The organism is Edaphosphingomonas haloaromaticamans (genome assembly GCF_001853345.1).
Taxonomy (GTDB): domain Bacteria; phylum Pseudomonadota; class Alphaproteobacteria; order Sphingomonadales; family Sphingomonadaceae; genus Sphingomonas_E; species Sphingomonas_E fennica.
In genome coordinates, this window is record NZ_MIPT01000001.1 from 2,297,200 (window position 1) to 2,312,722 (window position 15,523).

The 15,523-nt window shown below is 66.5% G+C and carries 13 protein-coding genes; 10 read left to right on the forward strand and 3 right to left on the reverse strand.

Going from position 1 to position 15,523, the window contains the following annotated elements; translation table 11 throughout:
- Entirely contained in the window at positions 1-1,245 is a 1,245-nt protein-coding gene (locus tag BHE75_RS10685) for an MFS transporter (protein ID WP_217494718.1), read from the reverse strand.
- A gap of 33 nt (positions 1,246-1,278) precedes the next feature.
- Complete coding sequence (locus BHE75_RS10690) at positions 1,279-3,777, reverse strand: TonB-dependent receptor (RefSeq protein ID WP_015456842.1); 2,499 nt, start codon at positions 3,775-3,777, stop codon at positions 1,279-1,281.
- A 124-nt stretch (positions 3,778-3,901) separates the two neighbouring features.
- Between BHE75_RS10690 and BHE75_RS10695 the strand changes: the two genes are divergently transcribed.
- The 6 genes from BHE75_RS10695 (at position 3,902) to BHE75_RS10720 (ending at position 9,459) form a co-directional block, all read left to right on the forward strand.
- On the forward strand, positions 3,902-4,582 hold the full coding sequence (locus tag BHE75_RS10695) for a hypothetical protein (RefSeq protein ID WP_015456843.1): 681 nt from the start codon (positions 3,902-3,904) through the stop codon (positions 4,580-4,582).
- Positions 4,583-4,663: 81 nt separating this feature from the next.
- Complete coding sequence (locus BHE75_RS10700) at positions 4,664-5,494, forward strand: HpcH/HpaI aldolase/citrate lyase family protein (protein ID WP_084653115.1); 831 nt, start codon at positions 4,664-4,666, stop codon at positions 5,492-5,494.
- A complete protein-coding gene (locus BHE75_RS10705; protein WP_015456845.1) occupies positions 5,487-5,996 on the forward strand; it encodes a MaoC family dehydratase in 510 nt (169 codons plus the stop codon). The genes BHE75_RS10700 and BHE75_RS10705 overlap by 8 nt, the downstream gene beginning before the upstream one ends.
- A gap of 11 nt (positions 5,997-6,007) precedes the next feature.
- Positions 6,008-7,177 (forward strand): acyl-CoA dehydrogenase family protein, encoded by a 1,170-nt coding sequence (locus BHE75_RS10710; RefSeq protein ID WP_070933849.1) that lies wholly within the window; start codon positions 6,008-6,010, stop codon positions 7,175-7,177.
- Positions 7,174-8,367, forward strand: a complete 1,194-nt coding sequence (locus BHE75_RS10715) for a CaiB/BaiF CoA transferase family protein (protein WP_015456847.1) — start codon at positions 7,174-7,176, stop codon at positions 8,365-8,367. The genes BHE75_RS10710 and BHE75_RS10715 overlap by 4 nt, the downstream gene beginning before the upstream one ends.
- 3 nt (positions 8,368-8,370) lie before the next feature.
- A complete protein-coding gene (locus BHE75_RS10720; RefSeq protein WP_070933850.1) occupies positions 8,371-9,459 on the forward strand; it encodes a CaiB/BaiF CoA transferase family protein in 1,089 nt (362 codons plus the stop codon).
- Position 9,460: 1 nt separating this feature from the next.
- Here BHE75_RS10720 and BHE75_RS10725 read toward each other — a convergent pair whose 3' ends face one another.
- Positions 9,461-10,219 carry a GntR family transcriptional regulator gene (locus BHE75_RS10725; protein WP_084653491.1) on the reverse strand — a complete coding sequence of 253 codons (759 nt, stop codon included), beginning with the start codon at positions 10,217-10,219 and terminating at the stop codon, positions 9,461-9,463.
- A gap of 44 nt (positions 10,220-10,263) precedes the next feature.
- Between BHE75_RS10725 and BHE75_RS10730 the strand changes: the two genes are divergently transcribed.
- The 4 genes from BHE75_RS10730 to BHE75_RS10745 are packed head-to-tail and all read left to right on the forward strand — an operon-like array spanning position 10,264 to position 15,507.
- The gene (locus BHE75_RS10730) at positions 10,264-11,520 is read left to right on the forward strand and encodes an MmgE/PrpD family protein (RefSeq protein ID WP_236626825.1); all 1,257 of its coding nucleotides are present in this window, start codon (positions 10,264-10,266) and stop codon (positions 11,518-11,520) included.
- Positions 11,517-12,824, forward strand: coding sequence for an MmgE/PrpD family protein (locus BHE75_RS10735; protein ID WP_070933852.1), 1,308 nt, complete (start codon positions 11,517-11,519; stop codon positions 12,822-12,824). Before BHE75_RS10730 ends, BHE75_RS10735 begins: the two co-directional genes overlap by 4 nt.
- Positions 12,821-14,194 carry a phenylacetate--CoA ligase family protein gene (locus BHE75_RS10740; RefSeq protein ID WP_015456852.1) on the forward strand — a complete coding sequence of 458 codons (1,374 nt, stop codon included), beginning with the start codon at positions 12,821-12,823 and terminating at the stop codon, positions 14,192-14,194. The genes BHE75_RS10735 and BHE75_RS10740 overlap by 4 nt, the downstream gene beginning before the upstream one ends.
- Positions 14,191-15,507: an amidase gene (locus BHE75_RS10745; protein WP_084653120.1), complete on the forward strand. Its 1,317-nt coding sequence runs from the start codon at positions 14,191-14,193 to the stop codon at positions 15,505-15,507. Before BHE75_RS10740 ends, BHE75_RS10745 begins: the two co-directional genes overlap by 4 nt.
- The last annotated feature ends 16 nt before the right edge of the window (positions 15,508-15,523 follow it).

The window sequence follows — 15,523 nt, forward strand, 5'->3', positions numbered from 1 at the left end:
TCAGTCATTTCCTGATGTCCGGGGATCGGGGTAGCGGCCGAGCAGCGGCAGCAGCGCGCCGCCGGCGGCAAACATCACCATCGCGGCGATCAGCATGGGATCGTAGCCGCCCGTCCGATCGCGAACCATGCCGTAGATGATGGGGGAGATGGCCGAGCCGATCGCGAAGGGCATGTAGAGCACGCCATAGATCCGGCCATAATGCGCCATGCCGAAATATTTGGCGGCGAGATAGGCGATGACATCGGATTCGGTGCCGGCCGCGAAACCCAGCAGGAAGCCGCCGACGATCACATGGGACATGCCGGCATCGGTGCCCATCAGCAGCCAGCAGGCGATGGCCGGCAGCAGCAGGGCCGGAAAGGCCACGCCCGGCGCCCAGAAGCGATCGAACAGGAAGCCGACGAGAAGCCGGCCGACCAGGATGCCGACCGCGACCACGCCCAGCACGCTGGCGGCGACCTCCGCCGAGAAGCCGTGGAGCCCGACGATCTGCGCGATGTGGATATGGGCGCCGCCATAAGCGAAGGCGGTCAGGAGGATCGAGGTAAACAGGATCCAGAAGCGATGGCCACGCACGGCATCGCGCAGGCTGATGCCGAAGATGGCCCCCGTGGTATCGGCAATGCCCGCTGGCCTTTCGTCGACGCGCGGCTCGCGGAACCAGAGCAGCGCGATGGGGATGGCGATCAATAGCGGCAGCAGCGCCACCACGGGAAAGGCCATGCGCCAGCCGCCGCGGGATATCGCCGCCTGGGCGATCTGGGGCACCACCATGGCCGCCAGGCTGGTGCCGAGCAGCATGATGCCCAGCGCCAGCCCGCGATGCCGGTTGAACCAGAGGCTGATCGCCCGGCTCCACGTAACGGGGGTCGATCCGATGCCGATGGCGCCCAGCACCGCCCAGAACAGCAGATATCCCGTCTTGGATGCCGGCAGGAAGTAGAAGGAGGCAAAAACCGCCGCGAAGGCCAGGAGCGACCACAGCACCACCGGCCGCACCCCGAAGCGATCGGAAAGGCCGCCATAAAAGGGCGCGAGCAGCGCGGCGATGATGCCGAATACGGTCACCCCCGCGCTGGTCGCCGCGAAATCCCAATGGAACTCCGCGCTGATCGGCCCCATGACGAGCGGCAACACGTTGAACGGAAGCGGCGATGCGCCGCACGCCACCCCGATCAACGCCGCCGCAAGCGGTTTCGCGCCTAGCCTGAATTCCGAGCGCGCGCCTGTGGCTCTCGTCATGCGTTCGTCGTCCTTATTGCCGGCGATGCCGGATCAGAAGTTGTAGCGGGCCCGCGCCATCCACGTCATCGGCTGGTCGATGTAGCGGGTGTTGACGAGCGAGGTGTTCGCCGCCGTCTCATTGAAGCAGTTGGTGCACGAGACGGAAAGCTGCCACTTCTTGTCCACGCCGTTCAGCGCGAGGCTGGCATTGATGAACCAGGCCGAAGGGGCGTGCGAACCCGTCAGGATATCCCCTTCGTAGGGATTGGCCGGGTAGGTGCCGTTGGTGCCGGTGATCTCGCCGCTGTAGATGGTGTAGTTGGCGGCGTTGGTTTCCTGCTTCGTGCGGAAGCTGGCGTTGATCGAAGGAACCAGGGTCAGCCCGCTATTGCCCAGGCCCAGTTCGTAATTGCCGCCGAAGGCCAGCGTCAGTTCCGGCGTGCGGGTGGGCTTGGCGATCTTGCCGTCGGGCGTGACGATGCCCGCGCCGCAGGCCGCCGTGGTGCCGGTGCCGCCGGGAATGTTGCCCGCCGCCAGCAGGGCCAGGCAGGCCTGCTGCTGCGCATTGACCGACTGGATGCCATATTCGTCGAGATCCGGCGCGTTGCGATCGATCTTGTATTTGGCGTCCTGATAGCCGGCGTTCACGTAGAGGTTGAGCTTCTCCACCGGCACGAATACGAATTCGGCCTCAATGCCCTTGTTCCGCATGTCGGCGAAATTGCGGGTGATGAAGGTGGCCGATCCGTTGGCCGCGACGAGCGCGGACGGCGTCTGCAGATCGGTGACGTCGGTGTAGAAGAAGGTCAGGTTGGCGCGGACGCGGCGATCGAACCAGTCGGACTTGATGCCGGCTTCGTAGCTCCAGACCTTTTCGGGGCCGAAGGGGAGGAAGGCGTTGGTCGCGGTGGCGCGCGCATTCCAGCCGCCCGACTTGAAGCCGCGCGTGGCCGACGCGAACAGCAGTACGTCGTCCGTCGCCTTGTAGTTCACCGCAAAGCGCGGCGTCCACAGCTTGGCCTTCAGCTTGTCCGGCACCAGCAGGCCCGAAGGTGCGATCAGGTTGGGCGTATCCATGCAGGTCGCCTCGACGGTGCCGTCGTTGCAGCTCGCCCGGTTGTCGTGCAGGCTGAAGGTCTTGGTCTCGTCGGTATAGCGGATGCCGGCCGTCAGCTTGAGCTGGTCGGTGACGTTGAAATCCGCCTGCATGTAGCCCGCGAGCGCTTCCGTCTTGTTGCGCAGCAGGCGATCGGCCAGCACCAGCGTGGTCGTCGGTGCCAGGGTGAAGGTGTCGGCGAAATCGGTGCGGTTGTTCTCCACGAGGTAGAAGGCGCCGCCGACGAAGTCGATCAGCCCATCCGCAAGGCTGCCGTTGAGCTTCACTTCCTGGCTGAACTGTTCGTGCTGGCCGTCCGTGAGGATGGCGAAGCCGCCGCGGGTATAGCCCATCACCGGCGGCACCGGATTGGACAGCGACGGGCCGGAGCGGCCGTCATAGAAATCCAGCGCATATTGCTGATCCTGGCTGACATAGCCGGTGATCAGGTTCAGCGTGAGATCCTTGCCGACGTCGAATTCGAGGTTGGACGTGATCAGATCGGTCGTCGTGTAATTCCCCATCAGGAAATTCTTCTTGCGCCCGCTGATCGGCAGCGAGGCGAAAGGCGACGACGTGGAGCTTTTGCCCGTGGGAATGCCCGTCGTGGCGAACCGGCCCTTGCAGTCGGTGGGATCGGCCGGATTGCAATCGAAGTTCAGGATATTCTCGCCATTGGCGACGATATGGGCATAGGAGCTCGTCCAGCGGGCCGAAGGGCTGAGCTCGCCGCGCACGCCCAGGCGCACGCCCCAGCCGTCATCGTCGTTGAGGCGCTGGCCGGTGGTGACGTTCTTCACATAGCCATCGTCATTCTGCCAATAGCCGCTGATCTTAATTGCGAAGCTGTCCGCCAGCGGCACGTCCACCGAGGCGCGCGCCACGCGCTTGTTGTAGCGGCCATAGCCGACCTCGGCGAAGCCGCCGAATTCCTTGCCCGGTTCCTTCAGGATGACGCTGACGGCGCCGCCCGTGGTGTTACGGCCGAACAGCGTGCCCTGCGGTCCGCGCAGCACTTCCACGCGCTCCACATCGAACAGGTTGATATTATTCGCATTCTGGCGGCTGAGATAGATGTCGTCGACATAGGTGCCGACCGGCGGATCGAAGGTGGGGATGGTTTCGGTATTGCCGAGGCCGCGCAGGTAGAAGGCGTTGGCGGACCCGATGCCGGTATTGTTCATCGACACCAGGTTGGGGACGAAACGGCCCAGTTCCAGCGTATTCGAAACGCCCTGGTTGCGAAGCTGATCGCCCGAGAAGGCCGAAATCGCGATCGGCACATTCTGAACGCTTTCCTGACGGCGCTGGGCGGTGACGACGATGTCGTCGATCCCGCCCATCGATGCGTCCGTCGCGGCCTGCGCATCAGCCGCGGCGGTCTGTGCGTGAAGCGGAGCAATTGCAAATCCAGCGGTAAGCGCCGTCGTTGCGGCGAGCAGAAAGCGATTCATTTTTAATCTCCCTGATGACCCGGTGTCGCGTATCCACCTGCGGCTTCTTTTTATGATTTGTCCGGACAAATTTTCATGTACGATCGGGTGTGTCAACCCATCGCGGGGCAAACGGGAGAATTTTATGAGCGTCGCCGATCTGGCCTATCCGAGCCTGGTCTATTTCCACCTTCTGCTCTTCGTTCTGTGGCTTGGCGGCGACGTGGGCGTGTTCCTGGCGGGGCAGCATTTCCGCAAGCGCTTCGTCTACACGCTCGATCAGCGGATCGCGCTGCTCAAGCTCCTCGTGCTGATCGATATGACGCCGCGCACGGCCTGGGCGCTGATGGTGCCGGTCTCGCTCTCCGTGGTTTCCCTGGGCGGCTATTGGGCGGTGCCGGCGTGGCTGCTGGCGGGCGCCTGGGCGGCGGGGCTGGTCTGGCTCTGGCTCGTGTGGGACGCGCATTTCCACGACATGACGCCGCGCGCCGCGCGCAACCGGCGAATCGAATTCTGGCTGAAGAACGCGATCACCCTCGGCTATCTCTGGCTGGGGGTTCAGTCGCTGGCACAGGGCGCGCCCCTCGCCGAGACCTGGCTGGCGATGAAGGCATTGCTTTTCGGCCTCATTTTCGCCGCCGCCATCATGATCGACGTCGCCTTCAAGCCGGTGGGGCCGCAGCTCGGCCGCCTGCTGAAGGAAGGTTCCAGCGACGAGACCGAGGTGCCGCTCCGCCGGACGATGGATCGCACCCGCATCTGGGTTTTCGTCGTTTATGCCCTGCTGATCGCCACATCCTATCTCGGCGCCGTGAAGCCATTTTGAGGCCAGGGGGAGCGCCGGGCTTTTTGCGCTTGACTTATAAGTTGTCCGGACAAATTCTTAGGGCCTGACAGGGAGACACCGTTGACCGCCATCGGCATCATATCCACCATGCTGTTCGTTCCGGGCAGCAAGCCGGATCGCTTCGGCAAGGCGCTGGCGTCGGACGCCGATGTCGTGTGCATCGATCTCGAGGATGCCGTTCCCGAATCCGGGAAGGGCGAGGCGCGCGCCGCCGCGATCGCCACGATCGCGGAAGGGGTCGATCGCCTCGTCCTGCGTATCAACGGAATGACGACGCGGGCCGGGCTGGAGGATCTGCTGGCGCTGGCGGATGCCCCGCGCCTGCCGTCCCTGCTGTTCGTGCCCAAGGTGGAAAACGCCGCCGAGATCGCGATCATCCGATCCGTGCTCGGCGCCCGCGCGCCGGGCATCGTGCCGCTGATCGAAACCGTGAAGGGTCTCGATGCGATAGGTTCGATCGCCGGCGCGCCCGGCGTTGCCGCGATGATGTTCGGCGGTGGCGATTTCGCGGCGGAACTTGGCGTGGATCTGGCCTGGGGGCCGCTGCAGGCGGCGCGTGGGGCCTTCATCCTGGGCTGCGCCGGGGCGGGCGTTCCCGCGATCGACGTGCCGTTCATCCGCCTCGACGACCAGCAGGGGCTTGTCGAGGAGACGCGCGCCGCCAAGGCGATGGGCTTCACCGGCAAGGCGGCGATCCATCCCGCGCAGGTCGATCCGATCAACGCGGTGCTGCGCCCGACGGCCGAGGAAGTGGCCGAGGCCAGGCAGGCGCAAGACGCTTTTCAGGCGGCCGGTGGCGCCGCCGTTCGTTTCAATGGCCGCATGCTCGAAGCACCGATCATGCGGCGATACCAAAGGATTTTGGACATGCGGAGCAAGAATGATGCGTGAGGGTGTAGTGGAAGTCAGCCCCGGTCGTTTCCGGGAAACCTTCGGCCGTTATTTCGAGGACTTCGTCGTCGGCCATATCTACGAACACCGGCCCGGACGCACCATCACCGATACCGACAATGTGTGGTTCACGCTGCTGACGATGAACACGCATCCGGCGCATTTCGATTATGAGTTCGCCAAGAAGACCGAGTTCGAAAAGCCACTGGTCTGCTCGCCCTTCACCGTCGCCCTGATGGTGGGCATGAGCGTGTCCGACATCAGCCAGAAGGCCGTCGCCAATCTGGGCTGGGACAATATCAAGATGACCAAGCCGCTGTTCCCCGGCGACACGCTCTATGCCGAGAGCGAGGTGATCGAGAAGCGCGAATCCAGCTCGCGTCCCGAACAGGGCGTCGTCACCGTCAAGACGACCGGCAAGAACCAGCACGGCGATATCGTCTGCACCTTCAACCGCACCATGCTGATCTGGAAGCGCGGTTGCGGTCCGATGGACGATTGAGGGGCGCTGGCATGTCCGAACACGCCCAAAGGCATATCGATCCGGCCGAGGAAGCCGCCTTCCTCGACGCGATCGATCGCTGGATCGAACGCGAGGTCCGCCCCGTCGTGATGCATCACGACCATGGCGACATATGGCCGGCAGCATTGGTCGAGCAGATGAAGGAGATGGGGCTTTTCGGCGCCACCATCTCCCAGGAATATGGCGGTCTCGGCCTGCCGGCGACCACCTATGCCAAGATCATTACCCGGATATCATCCTACTGGATGGCGATCACCGGCATCGTCAATTCGCACCTCATCATGTCCGCGGCGGTGGAGCGGTTCGGCACCGAGGCGCAGAAGCGCAAATGGTTGCCGCTGTTCGCCAGTGGCGAGGTGCGCGGCGGCCTTGCCCTGACGGAGCCGGATGCCGGCACCGATCTGCAGGGCATCCGCACCACAGCGGTGCGCGACGGCGACGATTATGTCATCAACGGCACCAAGACCTGGATCACCAACGGCATCCAGGGAAGCTGCTTCGCGCTGTTGGTGAAGACCGACCCCAAGGCAGAGCCCCGCTATAAGGGGATCAGCCTGTTCATCGCCCCCAAGGGCGAAGGCTTCAAGGTCGGCAAGAAGTTCGACAAGCTGGGCTACAAGGCGATCGACAGCGCGGAGCTGGTTTTCGAGGATTATCGCATTCCGGCCGAAAACCTGATCGGCGGCGTGGAAGGCGAGGGCTTCTTCCAGGCGACGGGCGGGCTGGAGCTGGGCCGCATCAACGTCGCCGCACGTGGCGTGGGCCTGGCCGAGGGCGCGCTGCGGCTGGCCACCGAATATGCGCAGGTCCGCAAGACGATGGGCAAGCCCATCGCCCAGCACCAGGCGATCCAGCTCAAGCTGGGTGAGATGGTGACGCGTGCCGAGGCGGCCCGCCTGCTCGTGGCCAATGCAGCCCAGGCCTATGACCGGGGCGAGCGCTGCGACATGGAGGCCGGCATGGCGAAATTCTTCGCCTCCGAAGCGGCCGTCCGCAATTCCGAGGAAGGCATGCGCATCTTCGGCGGCTACAGCTATTCCAAGGAATATGAGATCGAGCGCTTCTATCGCGATGCGCTGCTGATGTGCATCGGCGAGGGCACCAACGAGATGCAGCGCATGATCATCGCCAAGCAGTGGATCAAGAGGAACCCGGTGTGACGTCCCATCTTCCACTGGCCGGATACCGCATCCTTTCAGCCGAGCAATATGGGGCGGGACCCTATGGCACGATGTTCCTGGCCCAGCTCGGCGCGGAGGTCATCAAGATCGAGCAGCCGGGGTCGGGCGACAGCGCGCGTGCTGTGGGGCCTCATTTCCTGCGCGAAAATGAAAGCCTGTTCTTCCAGAGCTTCAACCTCAACAAGCGATCGCTGACGCTGGACCTCAACACGGCGGAGGGGAAGGAAATCCTCCACCGGCTGGCGGCGCAGTCGCACGCGGTGGTCAACAATCTGCGCGGCGACCTGCCGGAGAAGATCGGCCTTACCTACGATCATCTGAAGGCGGCCAATCCGGCGATCGTGTGCGCGCATCTTTCGGCCTATGGGCGCGATAACGAACGCACGCGCTGGCCGGGCTATGATTATCTTATGCAGGCGGAAGCCGGCTTCATGGCGATGACCGGCGAGCCCGATGCGCTGCCCACGCGCTTCGGCCTGTCGATCGTCGATTTCATGACGGGTACGATGATGGCGATCGGCCTGCTGGCGGCGCTGCTCGATGCGGGCCGCAGCGGGCAGGGCAGGGACGTGGACGTCGACCTGCTGTCCACCGCCGTCCACCAGACCAGCTATCCGGCGATGTGGTATCTGAACGCGGGCGACGTGACCGGCCGCACGTCGCGATCCGCGCATCCTTCCGTGACGCCGAGCCAGATGTTCCGGACGGCGGACGGCTGGGTGTTCGTGATGGCCCAGATCCCGAAATTCTGGACGGTGCTGCTCGACCGGCTGGGCCTGCCCGAGCTGGCGGAGGACCCGCGTTTCCTGAAGCCCGCCGATCGGCTGGAAAACAGGGATGCTCTCGTTGCCATCCTGGATACGGTGTTCGAACGGCAACCGACTGCCCACTGGGTCGATCTGCTGGGCGGGCATATGCCGGTGGCGCCGGTCTTCTCGCTCGATCAGGCGCTGGACAATCCGTATCTCCGCACGACGGGCATGGTCGATACCGTGGCCCATCCCGACCGGGCCGACATGCGCGTGCTCGCCAATCCGATCCGGATCGATGGCCAGCGCCTGCCGAACCGCGCGGGGCCGCTGCTGGGCAGCGATACCGAGGATGTGCTGGCGGAGGCCGGCTATGCCGCCGCCGAAGTCGCGGCCTTCCGGGCGAAAGGCGTGATCTGAGGCATGGGCAAGCTATCGGGCATAAAGGTCGTCGATCTGTCCCAGTTCCTGCCGGGGCCGATGCTATCGGTGATGATGGCGGATCACGGGGCCGAGGTCGTCAAGGTGGAGCCGGCCGCCGGCGATCCCGCCCGCGATCAGGCTCCGTTCGAGGCGGGCCAGTCGATCTGGTTCCGCAACCTCAACCGGGGCAAGAAAAGCGTCGTGCTCGATCTCAAGTCCGATGCCGGGCGCGAGGCGCTGTGGGCGTTGATCGCCGACGCGGACGTGTTCATCGAGGGCTTCCGCCCCGGCGTGACCGCCCGGCTGGGTTTCGGCTATGATGCGGTTTCCGCCCGAAACCCGCGCATCGTCTATTGCTCGATCTCCGCCTTCGGGCAGAAGGGCGCGCTGGCCCATCATCCCGCGCACGACATGGCGGTGCAGGCGATGGCGGGCTTCCTTTCCGTCAATGACGGCCCGGATGGCATGCCGGTGGTGCCGGGGGCGCCGTCCGCCGACATGGCCGCCGGGCTGACCGCGCTGTCGGCGGTGCTGATGGGGCTTATCGGCCGGGATCGGACCGGGCAGGGCGATTATGTCGATATCGCCATGTTCGACGCGATGATCCCCTGGTGCGCGCATATCGCCGGCGCGGCGATCGGCGGGGGCGATCCGCCGCGATCGGACAGCCAGCGGTCGCTGGGCGGAGCGGCCTTCTACAATGTCTATGAAACGGCGGACGGACGGCATGTCGTGCTGGGCGGGCGGGAGCTGAAGTTCGTCGCCAACCTGCTGAACGCGCTCGGCCGGCCCGATCTGGTGGCGCTGGGTGCCGAGGCGCCGGGCGAGGCGCAGGCGCCGCTGATCGCCTTCCTGCGCCAAACCTTTCGCACGCGCAGCCGCGACCAGTGGGTCGCCTGGTTCGCGGACAAGGATGTCGCTTTTTCGCCCGTGCTCGATTTCCGCGAGGCCCTGGCCGAACCGCATGTCGCGGAACGCGGGCTCGTGGTCGAGATGGGCGGCGCGCACCATATCGCGCCGCCGATCCGCTTTGCCGGCGATGCCCCCTGGGCGCCCCGCCCCGCACCGGAGCTGGGCGCCGATGGCTGATCTATTTGTCGACGTCGATATGCATGGAATAGGCGAAGCGGTTGCCGGGATGGTGGCTGAGCGAAAGTTCCAGCACCCGGCCGTTGGCGTCCAGATAGCAGCGCAGGATGCGCAGGCAGGCGCTGCGGCGCGGGATGCCCAGCTCGGCGGCCACGGGGCCGCTGGCGGGCACGGCCTGTATGTCCTGCGTGACGCGGGCGATGCGGACGCCGGACAATTGCTCGAGCTGGCGGAAGATCGCCTCGTTGGGCAGGATTTCGCGCGCGGCGGCCTCCAGGTCCTGGCTGATATAGGCGTCGGTCAGCGCGATCGGTTCCTTCAGGCCCCGGCTCGTCCGCAGGCCACGGAAATGATACCAGCGGCCGCCCGGCGCCATGCCGGCATGCGCGGCCAGCTTCCTGGGCAGCGGCACCATGCCCTTGGGCGTGAAGTGGAATTCGGTGTCGCGCGCATATTGCAGGATTTCGCCCACGTTGGACAAAGGCTGGTGCAGCGCGCCGCCGCGCGCGGAAGCCGGCTGGATCACCGTGCCGGAACCGCGCCGGCGCTGGATCAGGCCTTCATTCTGCAACGCGCGCAGGGCCTCCCGCACGGTGAAGCGGCTTACCCCATAGCGCGCGCAGAGCACGCTTTCGGTTGGGAATTGCGCCGGATCGGGAAAGTCGCCGCGCAATATTCCCTGGCGCAGATCTTCGGCAAGTTCCTGGTAGCGATGCTTGCGCCCACTGCTACCGGCGGCCTGTTCAGTCGTCGCCGACAAGAATTCACTCCCCTTCCAACTTGTCACGTCCCGGAGCTTTGCCGGTGAACGCCGCCGATCATAGCCTAATCGAACGGCTTGCACAGCATCTGCGGCGCCCCGTTCCGAAAATTGTCCGGACAAATGCCCGGCTCCACCTGCTGGACTGGCTGGGCTGCGTCGCGGGCGCGCGCTCGTCCGAAATCGCGCGGATACAATCCGCCATGGCAGGCGTGGGGCCGGTCGACAGGGCGGCATGGCTGGGCAATGTGCTGGAGATGGACGATGTCCATCGCACGGCGATCCTGCATCCGGGGCCGGTGGCGTGGCCGGCGGCGCTCGGCATCGGCGGGGATGCGGTGGACGACGGGCTGGAAAATGCGCTGGACGCCGCCGTGCGCGGCTATGAAGCGATGATCACCATCGGCGCGATGTTCGATGGCCGCCATTATGCCCATTGGCACAATACCGCGACGGCGGGCGGCTTCGGCGCGGCGGCGGCTGCCGCGAGCCGGCTGGGGGCGGACATCGGCCAGACCGTCGCCGCGCTCGGCCTGGCCGGGTCGGTCGCGGGCGGCCTCTGGCAGATGCGGCACGAGCCGGTGATGGCCAAGCAATGGCACCTCGCCCATGCGGTTGCCACGGGAACGTCGGCGGCGCGTTATGCGATGGCGGGCGTCACCGGTCCGCGTTACGTGCTGGAAGGCCCGCAGGGGCTGTTCGCGGCGACATGCGCCGCACCCGGAGAGATCGTGCTGGCCGATACCTGGCGGATCGGCGAGGTCAGCTTCAAGCCGTGGGGCGCCTGCCGCCACGCCCACCCCGCGATCGATGCGGCGCTTCTCCTCAAGGCGGAAGGGGGCCTTTCCGGCCCGGTCACCCTGGCCACTTATCGCGATGCGCTGGTCTTCTGCGATCGGCCGACGCCCCGCACCGTGCAGGAAGCGAAATTCTCGATCCAGCATGCCGTGGCGATCGTTATGGAGCGGGGCATTCCGCGCCTTCAGGACTTCGAGCCGGATGCGATCGCGGCATTGGCCGATGCCCGCGCCGCCGTGTCGGTGATCGAGGCGCCGGACATGACGGGGGCCTATCCCGCGCATTTCGGTGCGCGGATCACCAGCGCGGGCGGCGAGGTGACGCTGATCGATACGTTGGGTGATCCGGAGCGGCCGCTGGACCGTGACGGCGTGATCGCCAAGGCGCGCGAGCTGATGGCCTGGGGCGGGATCGATGCGGGCGCGATCGACGAGGCGATCGGCATCGCGCTGGAGGGGGGGCGCGTGTCCGACATCACCGATCTGCTGGATCGCTGGCTGTGAGCGCCACGGCCCGCATCCTGGATTTCGCGTGCGCGGAGCATCGGCTTCCCGATCCTGCGCGCGCGGCGGCGCTTCATCTGCTGGGCGATACGCTGGCGGCCGGCGCCGCCGGATCGACTGCGCCGGGCGCGGAAGGCGTGTTCGCCGCCGCCAGCGGCTGGGGGCAGGGCGGGGATGCCCGCATCATCGCGCGCGATGCGCGGCTGCCGGCGGTGGGCGCGGCCTTCGTCAACGCCTTCCAGATCCATTGCCTGGAATGGGACGCGGTGCATGAGCCGGCGGTCGTCCACGCGCTTTCCACCGTCACCGCCTCGCTTCTCGCCGCGATCGACCGGCGCGGCGGCTGCGATCCGGAGGAGGCGCTCGTCGCGCTGGCCGTGGGCGTCGACATTGCGAGCGGCCTCGGCCTCGCGGCCGAAACGCCGCTGCGCTTCTTCCGCCCGGCGACGGCGGGCTGCATCGGATCGGCCCTGGCAGTGGCCCGGATCGAGGGCGTGGAGAATATGGCCGACGTGCTGGGCCTGGCTTATTCGCAATGCGCCGGCACGATGCAGGCGCATGTCGAAGGATCGATAGCCCTTCCGCTTCAGATCGCCGGCGCCGCGCGATCGGCCATTGCCGCCGTCGATCTCGTCAAGGCCGGCCTGACCGGGCCGCACGACGCGCTGGAAGGTCCCTTCGGCTATTTCCGCCTGTTCGACGAGGGCGATCCGGCGGCCTATGCGCGCGATCTGGGGCGGACCTGGCGGATCGCCGAGGTTTCGATCAAGCCCTTTCCTTCCGGCCGCGCCAGCCATGCCGTTCTGGCGACGATCGACATGCTGATGCGCGACGGGGCGATCGACGCCGTTTCGATCGAGCGCATCGAGGCCTTCGTGCCGCCGCTGATCGCCCGGCTGGTCGGCCGCCCGATGAAGCGGGACATGACGCCCGCTTATGCGCGGCTTTGCCTGCCGCTGCTGGTGGCGCTGATGCTGACGGACGAACGGATCGATCCGCGCCGCTTCACCGCCGCCACCTTTGTCGATCCCGCGATCCTGGCGCTGGCCGATCGGCTGGCGATCACCGTCGACGACAATCCCGATCTCAACGCGCTGTCGCCGCAGCGCCTGGCGATCACCCTGCGCGACGGCACCCGTATCGAACGCGCCATCCCCAATACGCTGGGCCACCCCGAAGCCGCGATGAGCGCCGGGCAGACCGCCGCCAAGCGCGACCTTGCTCGCGAACTGGCGCGCGCCGAGCCCGATCCGCGCCTTTTTTCCGACCCGCTTTCCTATTTCACACGTCCGGAGCCAGCATGACCTTCCCGACCTATTTCGAAGCCTTCGATGCCAAGCAGATGCTGGAGGACTATCCGGTCGGCGACGCCTTCACCGCGCGCTACACCGCGATGAGCCGGGACGAGCTGCACGCCCTGCAGAACCGGCGCTTCCTGAAGCTGATGAAGCGCGGCTGGGAAATCCCCTTCTACCAGCGCCTGTGGGGCGCGAAGGGCATCGAGGCCGGCGATATCCGGAGCCTGGAGGACATCACCAGCCTGCCCGTCTACGACAAGAGCGATCTGATGGCGTCGATCGCCGATCATCCGCCTTATGGCGATTTCGGCGGTGTCGGCACTTCCCCGGATCGGGCGCCGGTGATCTTCCACACCACATCCGGCACCACCGGCCGGCCGCAGGCGCTGCTGTTCGGCCCGAAGGGGCGGGAGATCACCAACCTGCTCGTCGGCCGCATGTATCGCTGGCAGGGCGTGAGCCCGTCCGATGTCGTGCAGTCCGTCTACGGCCACGGCATGATCAACGGCGGCCACTATATCCGCGAGGCGGTGACGCATTTCACCAACTCGATCTTCCTGTCCGCCGGCACGGGGATCGAGACGCGATCGGTCAACCAGGTCGGGCTGATGGCCGATTTCAACGTGTCGGTGCTGGTCGGCTTCATCGACTATATCCGCAAGCTTGCCGAGACGGCTGAGGCCGAGGGGCTGCTGGACCGCATCAACATCAAGATGATCTGCGGGCATCTGGGCACCGAGGATCGCGCCAGCGTGGAAAAGGCGTGGGGCGGGGCCAAGGCCTATGACTGGTATGGCGTGGGCGATACCGGATCGATCGCCGGCGAAGGCCCGGAACGCGACGGCCTCTATGTGTGGGAGGACGCGCAATATCTGGAGCTGCTGGATGTCGACAGCGGCGTGCCGGTGGGCGTGGGCGATACCGGCGACATGGTCGTCACCTGCCTGTTCAAGGACGATATCGCGCCCTGCATCCGCTTCAACACGCATGACATCACGCACGAGCTTTCGGGCGCGAACCAGACGGGCATGGTGTTCAAGCGCATCGCCGGCTTCAAGGGCCGCAGCGACAATATGGTGAAGCTGCGCGGCATCAACGTCTTCCCCCACGCCATCGGCGCGCTGATCGAGAACCGGCCGGACCTGACGGGCGAGTTCGTCTGCCATGTCAGCCGCGACGCGGCCGGGCGCGACGATATGCGTGTGACGCTGGAAAGCCGCGGCGGGACCGATCACGGCCAGATCGCGGGGCTGCTGCGCCAGGGGCTGGGCGTGGAGGTTTCGGTGGTCCTGGTGGGCGTGGGCGAAACCGCCGCCGCCACCCAGATCGATGTCCGCCAGAAGCCGATCCGCCTGATCGACGAGCGCAAGCTGTGACGCCGCTGCACCAGCTCGACATAGCCGGGCTGCGTGCGGCCTATGGCGCGGGTGACGTCACGCCCGCTCAGGTGGTGGATCATTATCTGGCACGGATCGATGCCCACGATCCCGCGATCCGATCCTATGTCGGGATCGACATTGCGGGCGCGCGGGCCGCGGCCGTGGAAAGCGGCGCGCGCATCGCGGCGGGACGCGCGCTCCCGCTGGAAGGCGTGCCGGTCGCGGTGAAATCGAACATCGCCGTCCGCGGGCTGGAATGGAATGCCGGCATGGCGGCGCGGCGCGGCATCGCCGCGGATGAGGATGCCGTCGCCGTGGCCCGGCTGCGCGCGGCCGGCGCGATCGTCCTGGGCACGCTCAACATGCATGAGGCGGCGCTGGGGGCGACGACGGACAATCCCTGGTTCGGCCGGACGATGAACCCGCATCGCGCCGGATACACGCCGGGCGGATCATCGGGCGGGAGCGGGGCGGCGGTTGCGGCGGGCCTTTGCGTGGCGGCGCTTGGCACCGATACGCTGGGATCGGTGCGGATTCCCGCCGCCTATAACGGCGTCTACGGCATCAAGCCGACGCATGGCGCGATCCCCGACGCCGGGCTGGTGCCGCTGAGCGAATGGCTCGACAGCATCGGCCCGATCGCCCGATCGATCGACGATCTGGAAGCGGTGCTGGCGGTGCTGGCCGATCCCGCGCCTGCCGCACCTCCGCCCGCGCGCCTGCTGCTGCTCGACAGCTTCGATGGCCTGGGGTGCGAACCCGCCGTGCTTGCCGCCTATGAGCGCGCGGCCGTGCTGCTGGCCGATATGCCGAAGGCGATATTCGCACCCGAGGACGGCGCCGCTGACATCCGCTTCGCCGGCTTCGTGGTGGCGGCGCGGGAACTGATCGACCATCTCGGCCCCGTGCGCGCCCAAGCGCCGGAAAGCCTGTCGGACGAGCTTCGCTTCATGCTGGATTATGCCGGCGGCGTCCCCGCCGCCGATGTCGCCAGGGCCGAAGGGGTGATCGCACGCACCCGCGCGGGCGTCCGTGCCGCGATCGCTGGCGACGGAGCCTTGCTGATGCCCACCGCGCCGCAAGCCGCCTTCGCGCATAGCCGCCGCCCGCCCGTTACCCAATCGGCCTTCACCGCCTTCGCCAATATCGCCGGCCTGCCCGCCATCAGCATTCCCGCCGGCCTGGACGGCGATGGCATGCCGGTGGCGGTGCAGCTTGTCGGCGCGCCGGGCGGCGAGGCGGGGCTGATCGCGCTCGCCCGCAGGCTGGACGCCGGCCTTGCCGGTTTCGTGCCGTCCCCGCTGATCTGATTCTGAAGAAGGAGTG

Coding starts and splice junctions, on each gene's coding strand:
- BHE75_RS10685 (WP_217494718.1), bottom strand. CDS start 1,245: ATGACGAGAGCCACAGGCGCGCGCTCGGAATTCAGGCTAGGCGCGAAA.
- BHE75_RS10690 (WP_015456842.1), bottom strand. CDS start 3,777: ATGAATCGCTTTCTGCTCGCCGCAACGACGGCGCTTACCGCTGGATTT.
- BHE75_RS10695 (WP_015456843.1), top strand. CDS start 3,902: ATGAGCGTCGCCGATCTGGCCTATCCGAGCCTGGTCTATTTCCACCTT.
- BHE75_RS10705 (WP_015456845.1), top strand. CDS start 5,487: ATGCGTGAGGGTGTAGTGGAAGTCAGCCCCGGTCGTTTCCGGGAAACC.
- BHE75_RS10710 (WP_070933849.1), top strand. CDS start 6,008: ATGTCCGAACACGCCCAAAGGCATATCGATCCGGCCGAGGAAGCCGCC.
- BHE75_RS10720 (WP_070933850.1), top strand. CDS start 8,371: ATGGGCAAGCTATCGGGCATAAAGGTCGTCGATCTGTCCCAGTTCCTG.
- BHE75_RS10740 (WP_015456852.1), top strand. CDS start 12,821: ATGACCTTCCCGACCTATTTCGAAGCCTTCGATGCCAAGCAGATGCTG.